This is a genomic window from Enterobacter sp. Res13-Sevr-PEC09-46, from assembly GCF_015672585.1.
GTDB classification, from domain to species: Bacteria; Pseudomonadota; Gammaproteobacteria; order Enterobacterales; family Enterobacteriaceae; genus Enterobacter; species Enterobacter hormaechei_C.
The window spans coordinates 1-23,061 of sequence record NZ_JADABR010000035.1 but is presented as its reverse complement, the minus strand read 5'-3'; the positions used below and the strand labels follow the sequence as shown (position 1 = coordinate 23,061).

At 48.9% G+C, this 23,061-nt stretch carries 25 protein-coding genes, 3 tRNA genes and 1 pseudogene; 16 read left to right on the top strand and 13 right to left on the bottom strand.

The window, feature by feature from the left end; all coding sequences use genetic code 11:
- Positions 1-188: 188 nt before the first annotated feature.
- The 7 genes from IMQ56_RS22190 to IMQ56_RS22160 all read right to left on the bottom strand — a co-directional run bounded on the left by IMQ56_RS22190 (position 189) and on the right by IMQ56_RS22160 (position 6,202).
- Positions 189-1,154 carry a ParB family protein gene (locus IMQ56_RS22190; protein WP_000725192.1) on the bottom strand — a complete coding sequence of 322 codons (966 nt, stop codon included), beginning with the start codon at positions 1,152-1,154 and terminating at the stop codon, positions 189-191.
- Positions 1,151-2,356 (bottom strand): AAA family ATPase, encoded by a 1,206-nt coding sequence (locus IMQ56_RS22185; RefSeq protein ID WP_000817632.1) that lies wholly within the window; start codon positions 2,354-2,356, stop codon positions 1,151-1,153. The genes IMQ56_RS22190 and IMQ56_RS22185 overlap by 4 nt, the downstream gene beginning before the upstream one ends.
- A 399-nt stretch (positions 2,357-2,755) precedes the next feature.
- Positions 2,756-3,616, bottom strand: a complete 861-nt coding sequence (repA, locus tag IMQ56_RS22180) for a replication protein RepA (protein ID WP_001076427.1) — start codon at positions 3,614-3,616, stop codon at positions 2,756-2,758.
- A gap of 326 nt (positions 3,617-3,942) precedes the next feature.
- Entirely contained in the window at positions 3,943-4,344 is a 402-nt protein-coding gene (locus IMQ56_RS22175; protein WP_000458377.1) for a hypothetical protein, read from the bottom strand.
- 70 nt (positions 4,345-4,414) lie between these two features.
- Complete coding sequence (locus IMQ56_RS22170) at positions 4,415-4,774, bottom strand: Gp49 family protein (protein ID WP_001561118.1); 360 nt, start codon at positions 4,772-4,774, stop codon at positions 4,415-4,417.
- 177 nt (positions 4,775-4,951) lie between these two features.
- Positions 4,952-5,374: a hypothetical protein gene (locus IMQ56_RS22165; RefSeq protein WP_000007766.1), complete on the bottom strand. Its 423-nt coding sequence runs from the start codon at positions 5,372-5,374 to the stop codon at positions 4,952-4,954.
- A gap of 39 nt (positions 5,375-5,413) precedes the next feature.
- The gene (locus IMQ56_RS22160; RefSeq protein WP_001561116.1) at positions 5,414-6,202 is read right to left on the bottom strand and encodes a hypothetical protein; all 789 of its coding nucleotides are present in this window, start codon (positions 6,200-6,202) and stop codon (positions 5,414-5,416) included.
- A 462-nt stretch (positions 6,203-6,664) separates the two neighbouring features.
- Between IMQ56_RS22160 and IMQ56_RS22155 the strand changes: the two genes are divergently transcribed.
- From IMQ56_RS22155 to IMQ56_RS22110, 10 genes are all read left to right on the top strand, one after another.
- The gene (locus tag IMQ56_RS22155) at positions 6,665-6,949 is read left to right on the top strand and encodes a hypothetical protein (protein WP_001177860.1); all 285 of its coding nucleotides are present in this window, start codon (positions 6,665-6,667) and stop codon (positions 6,947-6,949) included.
- The gene (gene rdgC / locus IMQ56_RS22150; RefSeq protein ID WP_000472529.1) at positions 6,942-7,847 is read left to right on the top strand and encodes a recombination-associated protein RdgC; all 906 of its coding nucleotides are present in this window, start codon (positions 6,942-6,944) and stop codon (positions 7,845-7,847) included. The genes IMQ56_RS22155 and rdgC overlap by 8 nt, the downstream gene beginning before the upstream one ends.
- Positions 7,844-9,862 carry a Dam family site-specific DNA-(adenine-N6)-methyltransferase gene (locus IMQ56_RS22145; RefSeq protein ID WP_196065257.1) on the top strand — a complete coding sequence of 673 codons (2,019 nt, stop codon included), beginning with the start codon at positions 7,844-7,846 and terminating at the stop codon, positions 9,860-9,862. The genes rdgC and IMQ56_RS22145 overlap by 4 nt, the downstream gene beginning before the upstream one ends.
- A gap of 673 nt (positions 9,863-10,535) precedes the next feature.
- Positions 10,536-10,611: transfer RNA gene (locus tag IMQ56_RS22140), tRNA-Asn, on the top strand.
- A 2-nt stretch (positions 10,612-10,613) separates the two neighbouring features.
- Positions 10,614-10,689 (top strand) — tRNA-Thr (locus IMQ56_RS22135).
- A gap of 731 nt (positions 10,690-11,420) precedes the next feature.
- Positions 11,421-11,846, top strand: a complete 426-nt coding sequence (locus IMQ56_RS22130) for a tellurite/colicin resistance protein (protein WP_000900640.1) — start codon at positions 11,421-11,423, stop codon at positions 11,844-11,846.
- Positions 11,846-12,010 carry a DUF3927 family protein gene (locus IMQ56_RS22125; protein WP_000234831.1) on the top strand — a complete coding sequence of 55 codons (165 nt, stop codon included), beginning with the start codon at positions 11,846-11,848 and terminating at the stop codon, positions 12,008-12,010. The genes IMQ56_RS22130 and IMQ56_RS22125 overlap by 1 nt, the downstream gene beginning before the upstream one ends.
- Positions 12,011-12,120: 110 nt before the next feature.
- A tRNA-Ile gene (locus tag IMQ56_RS22120) sits at positions 12,121-12,196 on the top strand.
- Between the two features lie 286 nt (positions 12,197-12,482).
- Positions 12,483-13,847: a replicative DNA helicase gene (dnaB, locus tag IMQ56_RS22115; protein ID WP_196065255.1), complete on the top strand. Its 1,365-nt coding sequence runs from the start codon at positions 12,483-12,485 to the stop codon at positions 13,845-13,847.
- Positions 13,847-14,845, top strand: coding sequence for a hypothetical protein (locus IMQ56_RS22110; protein ID WP_023155375.1), 999 nt, complete (start codon positions 13,847-13,849; stop codon positions 14,843-14,845). The genes dnaB and IMQ56_RS22110 overlap by 1 nt, the downstream gene beginning before the upstream one ends.
- Before the next feature lie 46 nt (positions 14,846-14,891).
- Here IMQ56_RS22110 and IMQ56_RS22105 read toward each other — a convergent pair whose 3' ends face one another.
- Genes IMQ56_RS22105 through IMQ56_RS22080 form a run of 6 tightly spaced genes read right to left on the bottom strand, consistent with a single transcriptional unit; the run spans position 14,892 to position 19,643 of the window.
- Positions 14,892-15,524, bottom strand: a complete 633-nt coding sequence (locus tag IMQ56_RS22105; protein ID WP_000535203.1) for a hypothetical protein — start codon at positions 15,522-15,524, stop codon at positions 14,892-14,894.
- Positions 15,517-16,533: a hypothetical protein gene (locus tag IMQ56_RS22100; protein ID WP_000212015.1), complete on the bottom strand. Its 1,017-nt coding sequence runs from the start codon at positions 16,531-16,533 to the stop codon at positions 15,517-15,519. The genes IMQ56_RS22105 and IMQ56_RS22100 overlap by 8 nt, the downstream gene beginning before the upstream one ends.
- Position 16,534: 1 nt before the next feature.
- Complete coding sequence (locus tag IMQ56_RS22095; protein ID WP_000602717.1) at positions 16,535-17,320, bottom strand: hypothetical protein; 786 nt, start codon at positions 17,318-17,320, stop codon at positions 16,535-16,537.
- A complete protein-coding gene (locus IMQ56_RS22090; RefSeq protein WP_000896801.1) occupies positions 17,307-18,035 on the bottom strand; it encodes a hypothetical protein in 729 nt (242 codons plus the stop codon). The genes IMQ56_RS22095 and IMQ56_RS22090 overlap by 14 nt, the downstream gene beginning before the upstream one ends.
- A 3-nt stretch (positions 18,036-18,038) precedes the next feature.
- Positions 18,039-19,256 (bottom strand): hypothetical protein, encoded by a 1,218-nt coding sequence (locus IMQ56_RS22085; protein WP_023155374.1) that lies wholly within the window; start codon positions 19,254-19,256, stop codon positions 18,039-18,041.
- 9 nt (positions 19,257-19,265) lie between these two features.
- A complete protein-coding gene (locus tag IMQ56_RS22080) occupies positions 19,266-19,643 on the bottom strand; it encodes a hypothetical protein (protein ID WP_000235786.1) in 378 nt (125 codons plus the stop codon).
- Between the two features lie 146 nt (positions 19,644-19,789).
- Here IMQ56_RS22080 and IMQ56_RS22075 point away from each other — a divergent pair, with 146 nt between their 5' ends.
- From IMQ56_RS22075 to IMQ56_RS22050, 6 genes and pseudogenes are all read left to right on the top strand, one after another.
- The gene (locus IMQ56_RS22075) at positions 19,790-20,035 is read left to right on the top strand and encodes a hypothetical protein (protein ID WP_000840931.1); all 246 of its coding nucleotides are present in this window, start codon (positions 19,790-19,792) and stop codon (positions 20,033-20,035) included.
- A 2-nt stretch (positions 20,036-20,037) separates the two neighbouring features.
- Entirely contained in the window at positions 20,038-20,616 is a 579-nt protein-coding gene (locus IMQ56_RS22070; protein WP_000943609.1) for a VRR-NUC domain-containing protein, read from the top strand.
- Positions 20,617-20,682: 66 nt separating this feature from the next.
- Entirely contained in the window at positions 20,683-20,838 is a 156-nt protein-coding gene (locus tag IMQ56_RS22065) for a hypothetical protein (RefSeq protein WP_000096174.1), read from the top strand.
- A 501-nt stretch (positions 20,839-21,339) separates the two neighbouring features.
- Positions 21,340-21,966, top strand: a complete 627-nt coding sequence (locus tag IMQ56_RS22060) for a hypothetical protein (protein ID WP_000484112.1) — start codon at positions 21,340-21,342, stop codon at positions 21,964-21,966.
- Positions 21,963-22,640, top strand: a complete 678-nt coding sequence (locus tag IMQ56_RS22055) for a metallophosphoesterase (RefSeq protein ID WP_001354545.1) — start codon at positions 21,963-21,965, stop codon at positions 22,638-22,640. Before IMQ56_RS22060 ends, IMQ56_RS22055 begins: the two co-directional genes overlap by 4 nt.
- Positions 22,637-23,061, top strand: a pseudogene (locus IMQ56_RS22050) (hypothetical protein); the annotation flags it as partial. The gene IMQ56_RS22055 and the pseudogene IMQ56_RS22050, both read left to right, overlap by 4 nt.

Genomic DNA, 23,061 nt, shown 5'->3' with positions numbered 1-23,061 from the left:
TCTCGCTAAAAGTAATTTTTTAAATTTTTTGTGCGGGGGAGGGGGGCAAGTAAAACAGGCGTGAAACCGTGGGAATTTCAGTCTGAAATTTTTCATAAATATCTATATATATCATATGTTTATACATGAAATAGGCGCGGGACATTTTAGACAGGGGAGGGGGCTAAAGCCGCCTCCCACCAGCGGGATTATTCCCCAGCAGACATTTTCCCAATGATTTTTTTTATTGCTTCGTCAATTTCAGTTTGCACTTCAGACGGGAGTCTGGAGAACTCGTAGGCGACAACCCGTTTTTTCGGATCGGACTTCTTTCGGGCATATTGGCGACGGTCAGAGAAGTCTCGCAGCTTCTCAACCACCACAGATTTAACCGGCGCGGGCTTCAGGCTTTTGCTTTCCGCTTTGAAGATAGCCAGTATCTTCGCTTTATCCTCTTTCGCGCCCTCAGTCTCTGCAATTCGTTCGCGCACTGTATCAACCAGCTCTTCAATAGGCACGCTTTTAGCGTTGGCATCCTCGGAGATCTGGAGCAGTAACTGGTAATCTGGCAGGGCGAGATCGCTGGCAACAGGGAAGACAGCAATCATCTCATCCGGCACCGCTGCCGCCTGGAACGCGCGCGTAACTTTAGCCTTTGAAATGTTCTCAGCGCGGGCGATCTCTTCTTTGGTCATGCTCTTACCATACATAACCTCGAAGCGTTTACCCAGTTCGCGCAGGGTGTGTTCGCGGGCTGTCTGGATATCAATGGCCAGCTGGCGTGCATCCGCCAGGCTGATCTCATCTTTCGTCACCAGAATCTCAAATTTCGTTTCATTGAAGATACACGCAGCGCGGCGACGTGATCCGTCCAATACCTCAATGCGCTCCCCAACCATACGACCGATAGCCGGGAAGAACTGTTGCAATTTAATGGTGCGGGAAATATCGCTTACCGACTCAGGGGTGAGCAGAGACTGATCGCGGCCGTTAACTGCCGGGTCAACGAACGTGCGCGACTCAATCTCACCACTCAGCACAACGGTAAGCAAAAATTTAGCCTGGCGGCCAGATTTTAGGGTAAAGGTTTTGGTGCCTTCACTGCCTTCAAGCATGCGAGCAAACTCGGAGCTATTCTTGCCCAGCACTCGTCCACGGGAAACTATTTTTTTCATGCCGCCTCACCCCTAACAAACTCAATTCGATCAAACACAGCCTTAGTGAAACGCTCGGCCTCGGTTCGTGCCTTCTTCAGCGCCTCTGCACTGCCTGGATACGATTGCGGGTTGGCACTGATTACGGTGTCGAAAGACTCGCCGCATCGCTCAAAGCCATCCAGACGAGGCAGAGAAGAGTCCAGAATGTTGCTGGCGTAAACCTCACGCGCAAGGCTGTGTGATGTCTCGTGATCGCGCTTGCCGGTCATCTTCGACATAAAACCAATGCTGGCGCTCAAACGCGGTTCTACGCCTTCCTCCTCCAGTTGCTCCAGCATTTCTGGCAGACGGGTGAGATATTTCAGTGTTGAGTGGAAGTCAACCTGGGCTGGTGGGGTAGGGGTAAGCAGCAAATCGCTGGCCGCCAGACCGTTGAGCAGGAACGGATCCAGGTGTGGACCGGTATCAATAAAGATAAAGTCATAATCATCCGCAACACGATCAATGATATTGCGTCGAAGGATTTCGTACTGATTTTGTCCGGGAAGATGCTCTTCAACCAGCTCTTTCCATTGGCTGGCAACAAAGCCATCGTCGATAGAGGCTGGAATCACGTCTACGCCAGGAACGATGGTCGGACGAATCACCTCTTTGCGTAGCGTCTCCGCGTCCAGGTCGTTCAGCATCGCCTGCGCGGCGGTTTCCAGGATGGAACCAATACTGTGAGTATGGTCGAGGAACATTGTGCTGGATGCCTGAGGGTCAAGGTCAATTACCAGAATGCGCAGATCGTGACGCAGTAAATCCTGATGCACACGCAGAGCGTGCGCCAACGTGACTGTGGAAACCGTTTTGGATACGCCACCCTTCAGGTTTACGACAAAAATAACGTAAGGCGATTTGTGAATGTCGCGATATTTGGGGATCTTACGGTGGGCATAGATATCAATGACGTTCTGGATGGTCAGCGCGTACTGTTCAACGTTACCGACCTGTTTCTTGTTGAACTGGTACCCATCATCTTCCATCTCTTTGATGGCCTGCTCAACAATGCGGCGGCTCAGCTTCGGCAACTTTGCCACAGCGTTACGAGTGAACGTCTGATAATACTCGGTCTGATTGAACTCTTTGCGCTGATCTTCAATATCCTGACTCATGGCCTTAAGTAATGCGCTTGCACGAAGAGCTATGGTGCCGACACCGCCGTAATCGCGTTTCATCATCATCTCCTTATCATTTCGTATGAGTGAATTGTACGCTTGATTCTGCTACGTGCAACTTTTTTTGATTCGTGCGTCAATTATTGCACGTAAAGAAATGGCGATGAGGCTATTAGATGTGTGCTGGAGGGATGATGCAGGACCAGAATGTGCGATAGAGGGAAGTCGCATTGAATTATGTGCTGTGGAGGGATCGCTGGTATCAAATATGTGTGCTGGAGGGAAAGGCAGAGAATTACATGTGCACTGGAGGGAAAAACGGATGGACAGATGTGTGCTGGAGGGAAAGTCTGGGCAAACTGCGGGGCGTCCCCCTCCAGCGCACATCAAAAACAGGAAATTGGACAAGCCTTCCCGGCAGCACACATTTTTTTAATGCAGCTTCCCTCCAGCACACACTTATTCTGGGAGTTTCAGCTTTGGATTGCGAGAATGGACGATTACAAAACTTTCCCGGCCTTTCTTCTCAATTGAACAGTCGAGATAGCCGATTGTTTTAAGCTGTTCTATCGCTTTCTTAATGATACGGTTTTGCTCGCCAACAGCTGACTGCAAAGCCAGGCGCTCACGGATTCGGGCGAAAGATAGCGGCAACGGATTCTGCGGAAGGCTTTCGATGAAAGTGTAAATGGCTTGTGCAGCTTCTTTCTTCGGAAGGGCACGCAAGGCGTGGTGTTGCAACAGAACGCGATAATCAAGCTGGAACAGCTCCCACAGCTTCGAATCAGCCTCCAGCTCTATCAGATCAAGGTCAGCATCAAAACGCCCGACCTTAAGCAGACCAGTCTGATAGCCGCCTTTAGCATCTTTTCCGCGCTTAAAAGCGATACCCTTGTTACGCAAGCGTCCAAGTGATTCATGAATGGTTAAACGCAGTTTCGCATCCAGACGTTTTGAGGGGAAACCACAGGCTTTAGCGAATTCCTGAAACGATAACTGGATGGTGTTTGAGGACAAGCCGTATTTGCTGAACGCGTAGATGACACCGATCCACGTTTTGAAATCAGTATCCATATCGAGTCGAGGACCGGTGATTTTAATATCATCGTAACCCTCGGCTTTAGCTATCTCCAGCTGGGAAAACGCTTTGGTGGCATCAATCTCTTTACTTTCTCCTTTGCTCTTTGATGGCTTCGGCACGAATACCCCCAAGCGCATCAACGCTACAGGCTGCACAGTGTTGTTTGAATTAACTGTTAGTTCTTTTGCCTTACTTTCAATGTCTGCGTAAAGAATATCGGAGATAAAAGATTGATTCATATTACTTTTTCCGAATTATGTGGATAGCTTTTATAAGTGGTGATAACTACCCAGGCTTTCCCGTCAGCACACATCCTATATCCCGCCAGCACACATTAGCAACCCGTCAGCACACATTTTTATCCCGCCAGCACACATCGTTTTCCCTCCAGCACACATCGCGATACACTTCTAAGCCAGACGTGGCGCGGCCTGCAACGATCAGGGATCTATATGGATCTAATTGGGATCTGTATGGACCTAATTATTGGATCTACCCAGTGGATAATGTGGATAAGTGAAAAACCGGCCACTGAGGACCGATTTCTGTGAAGAGTTGAAGCGAATTAGTTGTCGTTTTCCGTACCTACTTCTTCGATCAACAAACTACTTGTATAGATGCGTAACGTATCACCTTTGTAGAGGAATTGATAACCAACACCTCCTATGGCAGGGAGGTCGGGGAACATTTCAGAAGCAACCCCAGAGCAAATCACGGCGATACAGTCATCCCGCTGTACATCCTTACGCTCTGTACTCAAAGTTTGCTCTTCCCCGATTGCCTTTGTCATCTCCTCATCTTCGTACGCAACAGGGATATATTCAATCGCATCAGGCGTTTTGATACCCAGTTCTTCAGCAATCTCGAACGCCTGTTTAAATTGATCTGACCCAGGATATCCAACGGTAATACTCTCAATTTCGAACAAAGAAGTAGCGTTGTTTATTTCTTGTTTAACCGCAAACATGTTGTTTGTCCTTAGTGGCTTCCTGCCAAAGTAAAGTCATGAGTGTTGATATTACGATTTCTACAGTTGATTAAATCTGCTCGCTGAGCTTTTGCTTCAGCAGATAACCTTCCAGCGGCCAGATTTTCTCAATGGCGTTCTTACGGGCCACCTTACGGCCAATCTCCGCGTCGAAATTTTTAGGGCTGGCACAGGCGCTTTCCCCGGTAACAATGAATCCATTGCACAGCACCAAGACACAGATGGTCAGGCTACGCGTAGAGGGATGAACAGACAGCACCTCACGAACGCCTTCATGCGCAGCGCGAATGCCGTCAAAAGCTGTGAAATAATGCTCTTCGGCAATCACACTCTCGATGTGATCAGGAGTCAGGCGTGGTGCTGTTTTGCCTTTGGCCAGAATCTCTTTTTCAATTTCCATATCGGACATAGTTTTTCCTTTTAGTTACCGCTGATAGCACGGTTGTAATCATTGACGTTGCGATTCTTCCTGTTAATTCCCATCAGCATCGTTTCTGTATCGAGGATATACGCTGGCAGATCATCAAAATATTCACTGCTAAACTCTGGCATCCTGCACATAAACGCACTTTTGGGGGCAGGGTGGTTAACCTTTGTCGGCGTCGGCGTTAAATTCGCTGATCGACTCCCGGAGCAACCGCTGAGTGTCAGCAGGAATGCGCTGGCGAACATTACCCGCCGCAACCAGTTGTTTCTGAACTTCTGCTTTTCGTTCCATTTGCCTGTCAGCATACTTGGCTTGTTCTGATTCATTTTTCACTTCCTGGCTGTGAAAATGTTGATCTGCTTTGTTCATCGTCTCAATGGTCTGGTTAAGATCCATTATTGACTTATCACGTTCCTTAACAGCCTGATCAAGACTGCCAATTTTATCCAAGGCTTGCTTTAGCTGATGACGTTCCCATGCAAACCCGGCACCAACAAGTGCGCAAATCAGAACAAGAACACCAGTAGCAGCAAGTTTCTCCTTCAAAGACAAAGCTGTTTTTAACGTAGAAAAGAATGACATGTCTTCCTCCTGAAGAAAAATTATCAATGAAGTCCTTTGTTACTGTGCCGCTTTGTTTAATTCATCAAGAACAGAATCAGGAACCAAAGCGGCGACTGCGCTGGCTGTGCTGGCCTTATTTGCTGATGCTTCCGCAAGCGCGGTACCGATAGCATGGTTATAAGCAGTTATGGCTACGCTGGCGCTTTCCTTCGCTCGTTCATACTGCTGTTGCAATGCTGCTACCGGTACTGTTGTCTGGTCGAAAAAAGCACCAAATTGTTCAGTTGCTTCCTTCAGTGCTTCAACTTGTTGTTCTGTCAGTGCTGGTGGGGGAGTGACTGCGCCGCCACCTGAATCAGAGCCTGACGAGCTTCCTGAGCCTGTGTTAAGGGTCTGGTTAATGTCCCCCATAGCAGCGACTAAACTCGACGTATTAAGCGCATTTACAGAGTCCTCAAGCGATTTCGTTGTAGTCGCGTCACCAATGGCAATAGAGATCGGCAGTTCTGAAACTTCTCGCTCATTAGCACGACAGTAAACATCCCAACCAATATCGAGTTGAAGGAGCATTGACAGATCAGCATAACCAGCCAACAGGTCCGCGTGCTGAGTTGCCAGCCCTCCAATATTCGTTAAACCAGTTGCGGTTGTTCTGATCGTTGAAACATAGCTGGTAATAGTGTCGGGATAGACAATTGTATCCAGAATTAATCCGGTCAATTCTTCTGCAAGCAGTTTTGCTGTGTTAGCACTGTTTCGTGCCGATGTTATGGCACCAGGTGTTTTCATCCCACCGGCGGCGGACAATTTTTTATATGCGGATAACTGGTAGTCTTTTTCCAGCATGATATCTCCTAACTTACCTGAACCAGGCCGTCTCCGGCTGCAACGGTAGAGCCGCATGAAACAGGATCACCAACGCATACGATCCCTTTCCCGTTGACGGTAAACCATGCCCTGGTTGATATAGCTTGCCCGCCGTGCGTGCTGTTCCCATCGGTATGCTGTGCATATTGCTTACCATCAACTAACACTTCGACTCCGTTGACTTTAAGTAGTGGTTCGCTCTCTACGGGAGGCCTGGATGGGAATCCTCCGTGCCCCGAACAAATGCTGTCTTTTGTTGCAATACTCGCCACATCACCACCAATGATTTGCTCTGATTTTCGTTATTTTAACTTAGGTTATTTGTGGTCTGTATGGCGTTTACTTATTACAAAATTGCTCTAATAAATATTGTTTTTTATGTCGTGTTTTCGGTACCATTCAGCCATCGCCCTTCAATGGGCATTTGTTTGGAGTCGTCAGATGCAGATGGAGCTAATAAGCCGCAAGGAGTTCGATAGCCGTGTAACCAGCGGTGAACTCGACAACTTGCAGGCTATCAAGGTGAAAGAAGGCTTTTGCCTCATTGGGAATCAGAGCGGAACAAATCGCGTTTTTATGCTTCGCCGTACGGATTTGAAGCCATTTGTCTGGAAGAACGAAATTGGTCCCAGCTCATACGCTCAAACGAGGGGGTGCCACAACCTGGCCTTTTTCTACAAAGACGAGCTTTCTGTGGTTGATATTCAAGGGTTACAACATGTTTAAGCACTGGAAAAACATTACTATTTATAAACTTTCTCGTGAGGCGGATCTGACCGACTTAGAAGATAAAAAGAAAATGATCCTTTTCACGCCATGCGGTAGTCAGGATATGGCCAAGTTCGGTTTTGTATCGCCATTTGGTGATAATTCCGAAGTTATCGCTATGCATGGAAATGGTTTTATCCTTGTTGAAGCAAAGCGCGAAACAAAAATTCTTCCCCCGCCGGTTATCCAGCGAGCTATTCAAGAAAAAATTGAAAAACTTGAGCAAGAACAAGCGCGTAAACTGAAGAAAACAGAGAAGGACTCCCTGAAAGACGAAGTTCTGCATTCTCTTCTGCCACGGGCTTTTTCAAAGTTTTCTGTTATCCAGGCGATCTACGACGGTTCAACTAAACGTATCTATATCAATGCCAGCGCGCGGCAGGCAGAGGATATGCTCGCGCTTATGCGTAAGTCTCTTGGTTCTCTTCCTGTTGTTCCCCTGAGTGTTGAAAATCCCATTGAATTAACGCTGACCGACTGGGTACGTGATGGTAGTGCTCCACAGGGATTTCAAATGGGGGATGCGGCAGAACTTAAGGCAGTGCTTGAGGATGGCGGTATTGCCCGAGTGAAAAAGCAGGATTTGGGAAGCGATGAAATTTCCACACACCTGGAAGCTGGCAAGCTCGTCACTAAGTTGGCACTCGACTGGCAGAACCGCATTAAATTTACACTGGACCATAACTTCAGCCTTACCAGCGTCAAATTTGCGGATGAATTGCTTGAGCAGAACTCTGATATTGATAGTGAAGATGTTGCGCAGCGACTGGACGCAGATTTCTTCCTGTTGACCAGTGAAATTTCGTGCCTGGTTGATGCTCTGGTAAATGCCCTTGGTGGAGAGGCTAAGCAGTGAAAGAGCTGTGCTATGGATCTGTTTGCAGTGGAATTGAAGCCGCGAGTATTGCCTGGGAACCGTTGGGTATGCGTCCGGCGTGGTTTGCTGAAATCGAGCCTTTTCCATCTGCCGTTCTTGCGCACCGCTGGCCCCATGTCGCCAACCTTGGCGACATGACAAAACTTGCCCAAAAAGTCCTGGCTGGGGAAATCGAATCCCCTGATGTGCTCGTCGGGGGTACGCCTTGTCAGGCATTCAGTATCGCGGGCTTACGTGGTGGGCTTGATGATGAGCGTGGCGCGCTAACTTTAAAGTATGTGGAGCTTGCAAATGCAATTGACGACAAACGGGCTGAGTCATTTCTCAAACCAGCCGTTATCGTCTGGGAAAATGTCCCAGGAGTCTTGTCATCGGCAGATAACGCCTTCGGATGTTTCCTTGCTGGATTGGCTGGAGAAGATGTGCCATTTGAACCAGGTGATCGACCTGAATCAGGAAAAAGCAACGCGTTCTGGCGGTGGGATGGCAAAACCGGTTGCCATGTTCCAAAGTGGCCGCAGTGTGGTTGTATTTATGGACCGCAGCGAAAGGTGGCCTGGAGAATCCTTGATGCCCAATACTTCGGAGTGGCACAACGACGCCGACGCGTGTTTGTTGTCGCAAGTGCTCGAACAGACCTCGATCCCGCAACGGTACTTTTTGAGTTCGAAGGCGTGCGCCGGAATATTGCGCCGAGCAGAGGCGAGGGGAAGGAAACTACCAGATATACTTCAGACATCGCTATCAGATCTTGCGATGATACAAACATAGTTGCCATGGCACATGGGCAAGGAGGGGCTGAGATAAAAACCGATAATTCGGCACCAACTTTGACATGTAACCATGAAGCACCAATTGTATTGCTCGGCGACGGTAGAATGCGCCGTCTTACCCCTGTCGAATGTGAAAGGCTGCAAGGTTTTCCTGATGGACATACATTGATCCCTACGGAAAAGCGTAAAAAAGTTTCTTCAGATGAACTGGCATACCTTCGCAAAAACTCTCCTGATTTGAACGAAGAAGAGGCTGCAATGCTTGCAGCTGACGGACCGCGTTACAAAGCGATCGGCAATAGTATGGCGATACCAGTAATGCGCTGGATTGGCGAGCGGATAACCAAGGCTGCATGTCGGCAGAATGAAGGGCGTGAAACAAAAGAGCGAAAAGTTAAACCAGCGGCAGAATTCGAACGGTCCATATTCAAATGGGCTGGTGGAAAATTTGGTGTTCTGGAACAAATCTTTCGCTATTTGCCAGAAGGGAAGCGCCTGATTGAACCTTTCGTCGGTGGTGGAGCTGTCTTCATGAATGCCGGATACCAGGAAAATCTGCTAAATGATGTGAATGCTGACCTGATTAACTTTTACAAGACTCTGCAACGCGAGGCGCATTCACTTATCACTCTGGCACATCGGTTCTTCCAGGACTACAACACCCAGGAGGGATTCCTGGCAGTACGGAATGCGTTTAACAAACAAGTCTATGATGATTTACATCGCGCAGCGGCGTTTTTGTTCCTGAACCGACATTGTTTTAACGGATTGACGCGTTACAACCAGGCCGGTGAGTTCAATGTCGGTTATGGGAAGTATAAAACTCCGTATTTCCCATTACAGGAGATGGAAGCCTTCCTCGGTGCGGAAGGGCGGTCTGAGTTTGTATGCGGTGATTTTGCAGCGGTGATTGAAGCTGCCGGAGAAGGAGATGTCATCTTTTGCGATCCGCCGTATGAACCGCTTCCAAATACAGAGGGATTCACGAACTATTCCGGTCATGACTTTAAGTTTGAAGAGCAAAAACGCCTGGTGTCTCTGTTGACGGATGCTCATCGTCGAGGTGCAAAGGTTCTCATTACTAACAGTGGCGCGCCAAACATCAGAGAGCTTTATCATGACAGTGGCTTCAGAGTGGAACATCTTTTTGCCAGACGTTCTGTGTCTTGTAAGGGGGACACTCGAGGTGTAGCTCATGACGTTTTGGGTATATTGCTCTAATAAATTTATTAGTGTAATATCGCCTCAATGAATCGTGATTTATAGAGCGATTTAGCTGTTAGCCGCGACAGGCGCGGCGGTAAGCATGGCTGGGCCTAGTCCTCCCAGACAAACCACCGAGTTGCCAGGTTGACCATGCGCCTAAGTGGCAACGCCGAAGTGCGTTACGAGCTTCCAGTTTGCCCATCTTCGGGTGGGCGTTTTTTTCAGGGTTTTCGTAATGGTTAGCGACTTTGCGGCGGTTTAGAAACTGACCATTAAAGTAAATGCAAACGATGATCTGATGATGGTAGCGGCCTAAGAAACCAGATGCCACGGGGTATGAGTCGTCCCCCGTCAAAAAAATCGACCGCAGAGTGTCCCCGTCTGTGTATTAGGGAACGGGGAGGCACAACAGGTAAGGGCGCTGGTGTGATTAACCAGATGAACGAGAAGGGGCCATCTGTTGGTCAGCGTCCTTTCCTGTTGCGTTTTCTTTTCAGCGTAACAGCGGTGCTTAACAGCACTTTGGGTACAGTTCCACGAATTTACGGGTATATCCCGTCATGCTGAAGGCGCTAATCACGCTGGAAGCCAGGGTTGTGCATCCCCTGTTACCGAATTGCAGCCAGGGCGCGGTGCGCCGAAAAGCATACGGAGGTGGAAGCCCTCGCCGGAGACGTACCCGGCAAGTGATGGTGTAGCTCAGCGGTTAGAGCGGTTGACTGTTAATCAACGGGTCGATGGTTCAAATCCATCCACCATCGCCAATGCCGGTTTAGCTCAGTTGGTAGAGCGCCTGCCTTGTAAGCAGGATGTCAGCGGTTCGAGTCCGTTAATCGGCACCAGCACAACAGGTAAGGGTATTTTGCGACGTCGGAGATCGCCGAGCTTGGCAGAGGGTTCGAATCCCTACGAAGTACCCTTACCGTTGTGATGAAGTGCAGCTCTTTGAAGCAACCAGAAGATAAGCATCTGGCTTCACAACATAAACCGCAGGAACGACCAATAAACGGTAGTCCGTATGGAGAACACCCCGTTGAGGAAGAGGCCTGGCCGGAACCGTAACCGGCACTACAACGTTGAGAACACTGGCGTAACGGGGTCATATCCCAATCTACGAATAAATGTTGCGTTGCAGCGTGACAACCAGTGTTCTCAACATTGTGGTGAATGCACAGGCTGATGTGCCGCAACTACAGTAGTGCGCGCTTTGCGGGGCTTGCTACAACCCTGTGTCGGAGTTCAGCACCGACCATCACAGTTTGATTCTCTGGCATGAGCATAACGCTGAAATAAGTCCAGTCTGGTGCGGCCCGATCACCCGCCGTTAGCTCCACGAAACGGAGCACGTAACAGGTAAGAGCATTCTCCTGTAACGGGTTCATATCCCAATCTACAGGTCCACCAGGAATGCTCTTTCCGTTGCGGTGAATGCGGCTAAGCGCACGCGGGGAAATGGTTATATCTGTCCATTATTTCTCCTTATTTCCCCGTCCACGGTGGATAACCAGCTAAAGGACACCGGGAGGCACCCGGCACCGCAACCTTATTTCCCAACCAGTAATGAGGTTAATAAATGCTCGGCATTCTCAAAAAGAAATTCCGCAAAGCGGCTGGCGGAGTCAAGAAGATGGAAAACCGTGATGCGGTGGAAGCGACTGTCTGGGGCGCATATTCCATTGCATACTCTGACGGCACCTGCGATGCGAAAGAAATTGCAGTATTGGAAAAAACCATTGCAGCACTTCCTGCCTTTGCGCCGTTCTCCGGTGAAATTGCCCAGATGAGCGCCAATATTCGCGCTCAATATGAAGCCTCGCCGCGCCGAGCGAATGCCCAGGCTTTACGTGAACTGGCTGACGTGTCTGGAACTAATGATGCGGTAGATGTTCTGTGCCTATGCATTGATATTGCTGACCAGGATGGCATTGGGGCAGAAGAGCAGGAGCAATTGAAGAAAATTGCCCAGGCTCTTCAATTGCCACTGGAACAGTATATCTGATGGTTATAAAAGCACGTCTAATTCTGGCTTTGGTTTTTCTCGTGCTATCTGTGCTGGTGGATTTCACCAGCACAATCCTGTCGGTTTTATCCGACGGGGCGTTGGTAGCAGTAGCTGTAACATTGGTATGGCCGATATTAAAAACAGCTTCTAAGGATCAGTGATGGGCTTCTGGGATTTTGCTGACAAGCATCCAATTGTTCTCGTTGTCATTGCTGGCATAGTTGTAGGCGGTATTGCTGGCGTCATAGAAGCACTCAGGAAACAGTAATCCGGCCCTTTAGCTCAGTGGTTAGAGCTGGCGACTCATAATCGCACGGTCACCGGTTCAAGTCCGGTAGGGGCCACCATATTTGGTTGTAACACGGCGTCTGGCACATGCGTCGTTAGCGGTCTGGTGACGTTAAAAGGGGGGAACCTTGCCCCTAGCTCAGGCAACGAACCAGGTAGCCGGAATGTGCAAGCCACCGTTTGTTGTTTCTCGGGTAAAGGGATTCACCATCCTGGCGATTCGGTGTGACAGCCGGGAAGAGTCCGGCGCATTAATCCTGATTTTCTGGTGATGACTCATATCGTTAGGAGTGATTTGAGTATGCCGATTATATCTGACATTCAGCACGCCTGGGTGGAGTGCTAATGTCTGCATCCCCTCTTGAATCCATGCCAAATTCCCTTAGTGCAGAACAAGCTGTACTTGGTGGCTTAATGCTTGATAACTGCCGCTGGGATGAAGTTGCAGATCGTATAGTTGCTGATGATTTTTATACCAGTGCTCATCGTGAAATTTTCAGTGAGATGGAGAGGTTATTAAGTCATGGCAAACCGATTGATTTGATAACACTTGCTGAAGCACTTGAACAGAACGGTAAATTAGAACGCGCCGGTGGTTTTGCGTACCTTGCGGAGATGTCAAAGAACACGCCCAGCGCGGCAAATATTTGTGCTTATGCGGATATCGTTCGTGAACGCGCGGTTGTTCGTGAAATGATTTCCGTCGCAAATGAAATAGCCGAAGCTGGATATGCGCAGGATGGCAGGGGCAGCAATGAATTGCTGGATATGGCCGAGCGCCGCGTTTTTGAAATAGCTGAAAAACGACAAAAGAGCGGTAGTGGTCCAAAAGATATCGCCAGCATTCTCGATGCAACGGTATCTCGCATAGAAGAGTTGTTTCAGCGACCACATGATGGTGTAACGGGGCTTGATACGGGATTTACCGATCTCAATAAGAAGACGGCAGGGCTTCAGCCGTCCGATCTCATCATTGTCGCCGCCCGCCCATCTATGGGGAAGACCACGTTTGCGATGAATCTCGTCGAAAATGCCGCAGTTCGTAACGATAAGCCCGTATTGGTTTTTAGCCTTGAGATGCCGAGCCACCAGCTGATGATGCGCTCACTGGCTTCTCTTGCACGCGTTGATCAGACTCGTATTCGGACAGGGCAACTTAACGACGAGGATTGGGCGCGGGTTTCTGGCGCAATGGGTATTCTGTTGGACAAGCAGAATATTTTTATTGATGACTCAAGCGCCCTGACGCCGACAGAGCTACGTTCCCGCGCTCGTCGTGTTTATAAAGAAAATGGTGGTTTGAGCATGATTATGATCGACTACCTGCAACTTATGCGCGTCCCCGAGCTGCAAGATAACCGAACGCTGGAAATTGCCGAGATTTCTCGCTCACTGAAGGCGTTGGCGAAGGAATTACAAGTACCGGGGGTGGCATTGTCACAACTTAATCGATCGCTTGAACAGCGTGCGGACAAACGACCGGTAAATTCAGATTTACGTGAATCAGGAGCAATTGAGCAGGACGCAGACCTGATTATGTTTCTGTATCGCGACGAAGTTTATCACCCGGATAGCGAAATGAAGGGCATTGCCGAGGTAATTATCGGAAAGCAACGAAATGGCCCAATTGGCACGGTGAGATTGGCTTTTAACGGCCAATACTCACGGTTTGATAACTATGCCGGTGCTGACTGGCAAGAGGATTATTAATGCAATGGAATGAGGAAAAGCCGATGAACATCCTGATCATTGGGCGAAAATTTGCAGCCATCAGTGATGTGAAAACATATACGGAAATGTGGTCTTATAACCTGGCCTGCGCCTTTAGTGAGGCAGGGGTAACATTGCAATACCATCGTCCATATTCCCCTGGCGTCGAAAGCCCCGAGGATTATGTTGAAGCTGTGTTGACTGCTGCGACAGCATGTTCTGCGAAGGCCATTTTGGCACCAGGATTGAGGTATTTTACTACGGTACCTAGGGAAATAGGCATGCAACTGTGTCGCCGATTCTCTGGATGGGTAGCCCAGGTATATGACGGTTCTATGCTGGATTCGGCACCAGTCGATATTACTTTTACTGTCCGCGATGATACCTGGCGGTACCTGGATAATCCCGGTCGGTTAGAACGTCATAATCGCTTTAACAAACATGTTGGATGGGCAGCGAATCAGGAGCTGTTCCATCTGGAAACCAAAACGGACGATGTTCTGCGTATTTTTGTAGACCACGCTGCATTTGATGTTAGTGGTTTTGATCACTCCTTAAGTATCCTTATGAACCTTCAGCGTCTGACCGTTCCGTATGAGGCCAGAACGTTGACTGATGACGGATTGGTTACCATTGATCCGGGGAATATTTCGGTAACTCCATACAGGCGGACGCCGGTGCCAGCAACCGAATTTGCAGCTGAATTGCGTAAGAGTGACGTTTTTATCGTTACGCATCCCGAAAGCCTTGGATTAACTGTTCTTGAGGCGGCAATGTGCGGGGCGTTGGTATTAACGCCTCCCGATTGCCTTCCGCCAGATCGCCTGGCTTTGGTGAACCATATGGTTATCAAGTCGCGGATTGATTGGGATGAGGTTATTGCTCGCGTTGATCGCGTGAAAAATGCTGAAAAGGTCCAGTGTCACACCTGGTCGGCAATTGCGGAAAAGATGCTTGAGACGTTTATCACGCAGAAACCGTCGTGCGGTAACGGATAAAAAATTGAACCCGTCATAACAGAAAAGCCCGAACGCCGGGCTTTTATTAAGCCTTGTCAACAGAGACTTGAGCGGCTTTTATGGATAGATTCCCGCTGGCCTCTATCGCCATACTTCCCCCCGCCTTCAGGGCGACATCCGCGCCTGACTTTATATCGAGATTTCCTGCGGAAGAGATGAATGCCGGACCTTGAGAAATGGCATATAACTCCCCGGCCTCGTTGAACCCGATTGTTGTTCCACTTTTCAAGTGCGTAACGGCCCAGGCTCCGCCCGCCGTCCGGACCTCCATTAGTCCGTTCCGCGACGAAATAAAGTCTTTTTTGGCGCTGGTTGATGGTTGTGCTGGTGCACCTTCGACTTCAGGCGGTACATAGCCTTCACCTTGTCCTGACGCTTCAGGCGGCACATTGGGAGCGCCACCGGATGCATCCTGTGCATAACCGATTATCAATGGCCATCGAGAATCCCCATTGTAGGGAAATTCTACCCATACTTTATCGCCGGGCAGAAATGGTGAAAACGTGTTTGCATTGGACAATATAGCTTCTGCCCACGGCAATGAAGCATCTGGTAACCCATCCATCATGCCGACAACACGTATTTGTGTACGCATCAGACCTTTAGGGTCATCGACGCTTATCACTACAGCCCGATACTTCCCTGTCAAACTACCCATTCACCACTCCTAACTGTGCACGGCTGACAAAACGAAAGCGGTCTTCGAAATGAGTCACGGACATCACTATCATTTTGTCAGGGATAGATTCATCGAGTTCTCCGTCACCTGCCGTGTTATGCACGACAATTTTCAGCGTCGTACCCGGAGTTAGCGCGGCATTTCCTTCCACCAGCATATCGAGGCGGGGGAGAATGAATTTGTTGTAGTTCGCCAGCGCGGTAGGATCGGGATTGCTCGTAAATTTAATGGGGTCTTCCTGGTTACCTGAGTAAACCACACCTTTGGTCATGTCATAACTGGCCATTCTGTAATTGTGGCGGCGCTGGTATTCATAATCGGCATTCAGGATGTTGAACTGACTAATTGTAAATCCGGATGTGTTGGGATTGGCGGACTCATAAGTAAGCGATGGAGCGGCGTTTGCCATTTTTTCCATACTTTTAAAATTGATCGTCCCCCTGGATGCCCAGCACATAGAACCGGTATCCCGGGCTATCTCCTGCAATACCTTGGTCGGTTTTTCTCCAACATTTAGGTGGTATGTGGATGTTTTTCTGAATGAGTCAGCATTTACCTTCAGACCAGGGGCAAGAGAGGAAACTACGGCTGATGGTGGCTTATCAACAAAATACTGTGCGCTGGTGGACGGAACTTTTAATAACCGCACCGGGTTACTAAACGCGTAAATCAGTACAGTATCGTCCTTGCGCGGCGCTTTAAGAACAAAGAACTCTTCCGAGAAGAGGATGCCGCCATGACCTTCCGGATCACCAAGTGAAACTGTCAGTATTGTACCAAATTTCACCCCCAGCTTATTGACCACGTAAGCCGTTGAATCCCTGATCATGAGCATAAGCTGGGGACCAGATAGCTCCCCAGGTTCGACATAGGTACATCCTACGATCATTTCGCGAGGGATTTCGTTCTGCCCAATTGAAACAGATTGCAGGAATAGCTGAGTGCGTTTTGAATCAGTTTCCGGGGCTGTGGTGGTCTTTGTGGCCATCTCATTCCTCCAGAATTTTCGCTTTTACCGTTATGGTGCCGGTGGTTTGCTGCATATAAGCCAGGATAGGAAGTTCCGCCACAACGGTGAGGTTCAATCCAACCGCGAACAGCCTGTTGTCGGCGGTGCCGGTGGTCAGATCCTGAAATGCGATTGATTTTTGCCCTTCTATGTAACAGGTAACCGGTATCTCATAACCGCCGACATTGGCAATGTGAGTGAAAGATGCCTGCCCGAGGCTGGCATACATTCGTAGCCAGAATGCTAATGCAGTTGTAACCATCCCAAGAGATTCCTTCTCGTCACTGGCGATCCATAGCGAATATTCCAGTGAGAAAGGGATAGTCGATACCAGGGCTTCAATCTCATCATTTTCATTGGTGACATGCCCTTCATCGTAATTATCCCGGCACAATTCACCTTCATAAATTGAAAACGCGGGAGAACGAGACAGATTCACAAGCGGCATTGCCAGCTTATTTACTGGGCCAGCAGAGGCTGTATCTTTGCGCCCGGCGCGATCGGCTTCAAATGACGACAACCACTCCTTCACATCACTAAAAGTGCCGAGCGTTATGCGATCTCTTGGTGTGCGTTTCAGGAACTCCCTGAATGACTGGTTAGTGCGATCATTAAAGCTGACAACTTGTGAGTCGAATGCTTCGTTTAAAGCCTGTGCGAGCGCCGAATCAATGCCATCAATAGTGGCAAATTCCAGCTTACCGGTTGGAGTAAGACCTTTTTTCTTAAAGATGGCCAGTAGCCATTCCTGATTATTCAGAATCACCGATGAAATTCCCTTCAAAGGCGCGTGAAGGCACGCAATAAAACAAACTGCCTACCCTGGCAGTGCCGTAATTGAATATTTTATGGATGTACCAGAAGCGGCGAATGGTTGTGCCGTCTGACAGCTGTTCCAGCCATTCGAGCATAGAACCCACTGGCACATTAACGGCGGCCAACCGAAGGATTAAAGCACTGTCGCTAATTCCCGTATTATCACTGCCGTCGTATAGCGCGTAGAAGGCGTCCATCTCATCCGGGCAGTCGAGGGCCGTTATCAGTTCTGGATCCTGATAGTCATATATGCGTTGGTTCGGTTCTATTATTTCAGATGCCGTTTCAGGTGCATTTTTGTCTCTGTAAGGTATTGCGCGATACAGAACCGCATCGAATGAGTCAGGGTCTAGCTTGATTGCTTTGAGCCAGTCCATCCGCACAAGGTTATTAAAAACTGCATGACCTTGATAACGGTGGCGCACACCAGAATCACTAAGCAGGCCGTGATCCAGATTGGGAAGGTGATTGTCCTCCACAGGATCAACAATATTACCAACGTTAACACCATCGGTTTCGATTTCAGCATCAATATCTTCCTCTTCAATCAGTTCAGAACCTTCGCCTGGAATATCCGGATCCGATTCGGTGTCCGGGAGGTTATCACCAGTCACTTGTTGTGATGGTTCTGTGTCCTCAAACATGTCATCAAAGAAACCAGCCATCGATTATCCTTTCCGTTTACGGGCTTCGTTAATTTGTGTCTCAAGAATGCTTCGCGCCTGCGCAGTGGCAGCGGCCTTGTCCATTCCCTGACTCATGAAAAACTTTATGAGGTTGTTCGCCTGCGTTTGCAGGGCTTTTTTGAGAGCGTCGGCTTCAGCGCGAGCCTGGGCTTCCCTCACCCGCGATGCTTTTAGTTCGGCATTCTTCCTGTTTGCCGTGGTGCGAGCTTTTTTTAACAACCGGCGAACGTTGTCCGTGGCGCTATCTTTTGCGCGTAGTTTTTTGCCTAATGCATCCTGAGATTTCAGATACAGCTCATACTCACGCGCAGCTTTAGCCTGATCCGTCGTTGTTGTCCGGTTGCGCGCGAGCGATTTAGCCAGTTCGCCTTTGAAATAGGTTGTTGTCTTCCGCTTGTCATCGCCGAAGGCTACCTGTTCAGCTGCTTTTTCCAGGGCAATAATGATGGCCTTGTGCCATGTGGGAGACTGAAAACGCGTCATAGCGTGCAACACATGTTTGCAGGCCACACCAGTCAGATCAGGGTTGCGGATCTTGGGGAATGCATACTCTTTTGGCGGCGCGACAGCATAGTTACCAGCCGTGGCCATATAACGATACCAGTATTGATGGCGTCCACAATCACAGTCGAAAGATACCCGGCCCTTGCAGAGAACGGCAGCGATTCGGGCTTTTTTCGCACCGTCTTCAGCAATTTCCTCAACGGCTTTATCCCATTCCTCAAATCGAATTCTGACACGGTGATGCTGGTGGACCGACTCATCCGAGGCATTAACAGATATCAATGCAAGGTTGTGTTTTAGCCCGAGGAATGTCGCGGCTTTGATCCCTGTGCCATCAGAAACTTTGTTGTTAGCGCGTTTTATATCAATGCTGGTGGACTGCGCCACCAGCTGAGCATAGGTAATGCCGGGTACCGTGCTCTTGAATTTGGTTTTATGAGCCTGCCTTGAGGTGTTGAAACTGCGTATATCTTCGGGCGTAAAGTAGGTGCCATCTTTCTTTTTCCCAAGGCTGAGGAATGCCTCAAGTTCGCGGTTACGCATCCCCATAATCCTTGGGGTGAGTGTACGTCGCGCGTTTCGCCGATTCTGACGCTGCTGTTTACGGATAAGATCGAAGACCTTGTTAAAGTCTTTTGCACTTAATCCATCAGTCTGATAGCGACCAAGGTTGTCGCGAGCATATTCAGTTGGCATTCATTTCCCTTACGCAATGGATAATGTCCCTATTACCTGGCCGTCGTATTGGAAATGGCGAATCATTTCGCGGATCCAGGTGGCAGGTGGGAGTTTTAATTTTTTGCCAACAGTCATACCCTGAGACTCATCCTCAAGCCCGGCGGCGAGCGTCACAACCCAGCGTAGCTCTGCTATGCCCCACATACGGTAAGCCAGCAAATCCGGGCGATATTGCTCATCGGGAAGAACGTAATAAATCGTCAGATTCTTGTCGTTCGATTCACACATAAGCATCACCTCTTTGCGTAGCTCTGCCCTGAGTATTGGATCGGCTATGTTGCGGTCGTCATACCGCGACAGAGGATATTGCCGGGTGCTTTGGGTTGTAGTGATTGATGTAGCCATAGTCAGCCTGCCAGAAATAGATGATGGTGATTCTACCGCTAGTCATTTGTTGAATATTTAACTCAATAAAAGAAAATTATTAGTGCAATTTTGATTGTGAAATGTATCATTCTGCCCTTAAGTAGGTTCTTCACGAGGAAACAAAATTGGCAGAACGTGTTGATGATGCAGAGCTGAGCATGAATCAGTTAGAAGCTCTCAAAGACATGGCCATCGATAACATCAGAAAGCAGGCACAGGTCGTGAGCCAGGTATTTACAGGGAAGTGTCGTTACTGCAATGAATCGATTGAATCAGGCATTTATTGTGACGCTGAATGTGCGCAATGGCACAGGGAAGAGCAGGCCGCAAAACAGCGTAAATATGGCATGCGACCGGCAGGATTTGACTGATTATGTTGCGCTTTACTGAGGAAGAGTTTCAGGCTTTTAGTGAGCGTCGAAATAAGGGGCGGTCCAGACCAAAAACCAAAAAGGATCCATTCTTATCGCTTGCGCCGGTAAAAGAAGTTTCTCCACATGCGAAGGCACTTGCAGCACTTGCAAAGAACCCAGACCTGCGCGACGGAAATTGCGAGCACTTCGAGCAGGTTTTCATTTTTGATTACTTCGAACGCAAGCACCCTGACATCTATGAGCTGTTGCATGCAACGCCTAACGGAGGGAAACGTTCAAAAGCAACCGCCGGGAAAATGAAGGCTGAAGGGCAGAAAAAAGGTTATCCGGACATGAGTCTCGATAAAGCATGCGGTATTTATCACGGCATGCGAATTGAGCTTAAAGAACCAAATGGTAAAGCCCCGACGAAAGAGCAGATCGCCTGGATGCGCAGGCTTAGAGAGGAAGGTTACTACGTCGTTCTTGCGTATGGTGCAGAACAAGCGATAACCGCCATCCTGGAATACATAAGCCTTAAAAAGGGTGAGGCTATTGAGCATGTATTGAACGGCGACAAGTGGTTGTATGCTGCTTAAAATAATAAATTAATTAGTGCATGTACGCTCTTTGTGGTAGTGCACTTTAACATCGGGAGAATAATCGTGTCATCCAAGGTTAATTATGAGTCGCTGGCATCGGTCATGCCGCGTAATGAACAGGAAACAGATGCTGTAGTGGACCCTGTAATCGCTGAAATGAATGCTCGCCTGGAGGCTGAATTTGCAGCTGAGAATGAACATACCACCCAGGGCGACTAGGACTGTTTTTTGTGTCGGTAGCGGTCCGTCACTCACTCGTGAGGACTGTGCTGCTATAGAAAAAACTGGCTGTTCAATCATCGCGGTTAACAATTCCTGGCAGATGTTCGATGACATTTATGCCTTATACGCCGGTGATTTGTCATGGTGGAAGCAATACGGATCCACCATACCGGGAGGGAGATTCCGCAAAGTGACAGCCAACCTGGCGGCGGCGAAATCATTTTCGTTGGAGTACAGGCGATATTGTGGACCGGCGGAAGGGGTAAATAGCGGCGCGCAGGCTATCAGTCTGGCTGCTGAATCAGGGGCTGAAGTAGTGGTATTAGTCGGCTATGACTGTTCTCTGCAAAACGGCCTTCATTGGCATGGCGCGCACCCTCAAGCACTACGGAATCCAACGCAGGTGTCTATTTCAAAATGGCAACAGCAGTTCCTGGATACCCGCAAAAAACACGCAGATTTACATATTTTGAATGCAAGTAGGAGCAGTGCAATTCAATGTTTCCCAAGAATAAATTTAGAGGCAGTGATCGCGTTATTATCGTCGGCAGTGGCCCAAGCGCCGCAAACTTTGTTGCGCCGCGCGGAGTGCCGATTATAGCGGTCAATGGGGCCATCGACTGGCTGAACCGCGCTTCTTATTTTTTCACACTTGATCCATCGCCAGACAATATGCGGCGCGTTGGTCGTGGCCGCCGTCGCCGTGGTGTTTGTTATTGCATGGCACTACCCGATGTTAAAGAACGTGAAGTCAGAGACGGCGTTCTGTGCTTCCGTCGTGTGGCTGAACGTGGCATGGAGCCAAAAAATACGAATTCTCCCGAGTGGTGGGCGTGGCGCTGGTCCGCACATTTCGGACTTTGCGAAGATGAGAATGAAATTGCCAGCGGCAATAGTGCATATGGCGCTCTGAACCTGGCTTTCCATATCGGATTCAAACATGTCGCCCTGGTGGGCGTTGACGCTACACAAGAACCACGCGTTCACTCCGGCGGCACGCCAAAAAATCTAAGTCACCTGCCTTTGTTATTCCAGTCTGCGCGTGAACGGATTGACGTTGTTTCATGCGGGAAAATGGGAGGTATTCCGCAGATGACTCTTAAAGAATGGCTGAAGAATACATGATGGCACCCACAATTTATCACCGTATCGACGGTACCAAATACAGGAATGTCTGGGTTGTTGGTGATCTGCATGGTTGCTACACCAGACTGATGTCCGAACTCCATCGTGTGGATTTTGACCCGGCGCAGGATTTACTGATATCGGTCGGCGACCTTATCGATCGCGGTACTGAAAATGTCGAATGTCTGGAACTATTGCAGATGCCCTGGTTCAGGGCAGTGATGGGGAACCATGAGCGGCTGATGATTGATGCGTTAAGTCCAGATGGCAACGTGAATAACTGGCTAATGAATGGCGGACAATGGTTCTTCATGCTGGACACTGATCAGGAAATATTAGCCTGGGCGCTGGTGGAGCTGGTAAAGCGTCTGCCCTATATCATTGAGTTGAACACCGGGCAAGAAACTATCGTTATAGCCCATGCCGACTATCCGGATAATGAATACCAATTCGGTAAGGAGGTGCCGCTTTTCAACGTTGTCTGGGCGCGCGAGCGTATCAGTGATTCGATGGATGATATTGGTGGCGAAATTTCGGGCGCAGATCGTTTTATCTTTGGTCACACTCCGGTGAAAAGCCCGAAGACATTCTGGAATCAGCAGTATATCGACACTGGTGCCGTATTTTGCGGAAACCTGACATTGATGAAAGTGAAAGGTGATGGTGCAGCATGAAGATTGCTTTAGTTTTTCGCTCTGGTGGTGACTATAACGCTTCCGATGTGCAGTGGCTGGTTAATCAACTGCCAAAAGGCTATGAAATTATTTGCCTGACAGACCTGAAGCGTTTACATGTACCTGGCGTCAAAGTTGTCCCATTGATCAACCAGTGGCAAAAGTGCCGTGGCTGGTGGGCGAAAATCGAGTTGTTCCGACCGGATATAACCGATGATCTGTTCTATCTGGATTTGGACACGGTTATTGCCGGTGATATACGCCCAATCCTAGAGCATCCACCAACCAGCTTCACCATGCTTAGGGATTTTTACCATCCACAATATCGTGGCAGCGGTGCCCTGTGGATACCAAATAGTGTTAAAGCGCATATCTGGAGTTCATTCTGGCAAGATCCGGAAGGTTGGATTTCTCGTTGTGT

Excerpts from the sequence above, each read along its gene's own strand:
- IMQ56_RS22090 (WP_000896801.1), bottom strand. The coding sequence starts at position 18,035 with ATGGCTGGTTTCTTTGATGACATGTTTGAGGACACAGAACCATCACAA.
- IMQ56_RS22165 (WP_000007766.1), bottom strand. The coding sequence starts at position 5,374 with ATGTCATTCTTTTCTACGTTAAAAACAGCTTTGTCTTTGAAGGAGAAA.
- IMQ56_RS22185 (WP_000817632.1), bottom strand. The coding sequence starts at position 2,356 with ATGAAACGCGATTACGGCGGTGTCGGCACCATAGCTCTTCGTGCAAGC.
- repA (WP_001076427.1), bottom strand. The coding sequence starts at position 3,616 with ATGAATCAATCTTTTATCTCCGATATTCTTTACGCAGACATTGAAAGT.
- IMQ56_RS22060 (WP_000484112.1), top strand. The coding sequence starts at position 21,340 with ATGTTTCCCAAGAATAAATTTAGAGGCAGTGATCGCGTTATTATCGTC.
- IMQ56_RS22105 (WP_000535203.1), bottom strand. The coding sequence starts at position 15,524 with ATGGGTAGTTTGACAGGGAAGTATCGGGCTGTAGTGATAAGCGTCGAT.
- IMQ56_RS22160 (WP_001561116.1), bottom strand. The coding sequence starts at position 6,202 with ATGCTGGAAAAAGACTACCAGTTATCCGCATATAAAAAATTGTCCGCC.
- IMQ56_RS22175 (WP_000458377.1), bottom strand. The coding sequence starts at position 4,344 with ATGTTTGCGGTTAAACAAGAAATAAACAACGCTACTTCTTTGTTCGAA.
- IMQ56_RS22155 (WP_001177860.1), top strand. The coding sequence starts at position 6,665 with ATGCAGATGGAGCTAATAAGCCGCAAGGAGTTCGATAGCCGTGTAACC.
- IMQ56_RS22070 (WP_000943609.1), top strand. The coding sequence starts at position 20,038 with ATGTTGCGCTTTACTGAGGAAGAGTTTCAGGCTTTTAGTGAGCGTCGA.
- IMQ56_RS22170 (WP_001561118.1), bottom strand. The coding sequence starts at position 4,774 with ATGTCCGATATGGAAATTGAAAAAGAGATTCTGGCCAAAGGCAAAACA.
- IMQ56_RS22110 (WP_023155375.1), top strand. The coding sequence starts at position 13,847 with ATGCAATGGAATGAGGAAAAGCCGATGAACATCCTGATCATTGGGCGA.
- rdgC (WP_000472529.1), top strand. The coding sequence starts at position 6,942 with ATGTTTAAGCACTGGAAAAACATTACTATTTATAAACTTTCTCGTGAG.
- IMQ56_RS22130 (WP_000900640.1), top strand. The coding sequence starts at position 11,421 with ATGCTCGGCATTCTCAAAAAGAAATTCCGCAAAGCGGCTGGCGGAGTC.
- dnaB (WP_196065255.1), top strand. The coding sequence starts at position 12,483 with ATGTCTGCATCCCCTCTTGAATCCATGCCAAATTCCCTTAGTGCAGAA.
- IMQ56_RS22085 (WP_023155374.1), bottom strand. The coding sequence starts at position 19,256 with ATGCCAACTGAATATGCTCGCGACAACCTTGGTCGCTATCAGACTGAT.
- IMQ56_RS22055 (WP_001354545.1), top strand. The coding sequence starts at position 21,963 with ATGATGGCACCCACAATTTATCACCGTATCGACGGTACCAAATACAGG.
- IMQ56_RS22125 (WP_000234831.1), top strand. The coding sequence starts at position 11,846 with ATGGTTATAAAAGCACGTCTAATTCTGGCTTTGGTTTTTCTCGTGCTA.
- IMQ56_RS22100 (WP_000212015.1), bottom strand. The coding sequence starts at position 16,533 with ATGGCCACAAAGACCACCACAGCCCCGGAAACTGATTCAAAACGCACT.
- IMQ56_RS22080 (WP_000235786.1), bottom strand. The coding sequence starts at position 19,643 with ATGGCTACATCAATCACTACAACCCAAAGCACCCGGCAATATCCTCTG.
- IMQ56_RS22190 (WP_000725192.1), bottom strand. The coding sequence starts at position 1,154 with ATGAAAAAAATAGTTTCCCGTGGACGAGTGCTGGGCAAGAATAGCTCC.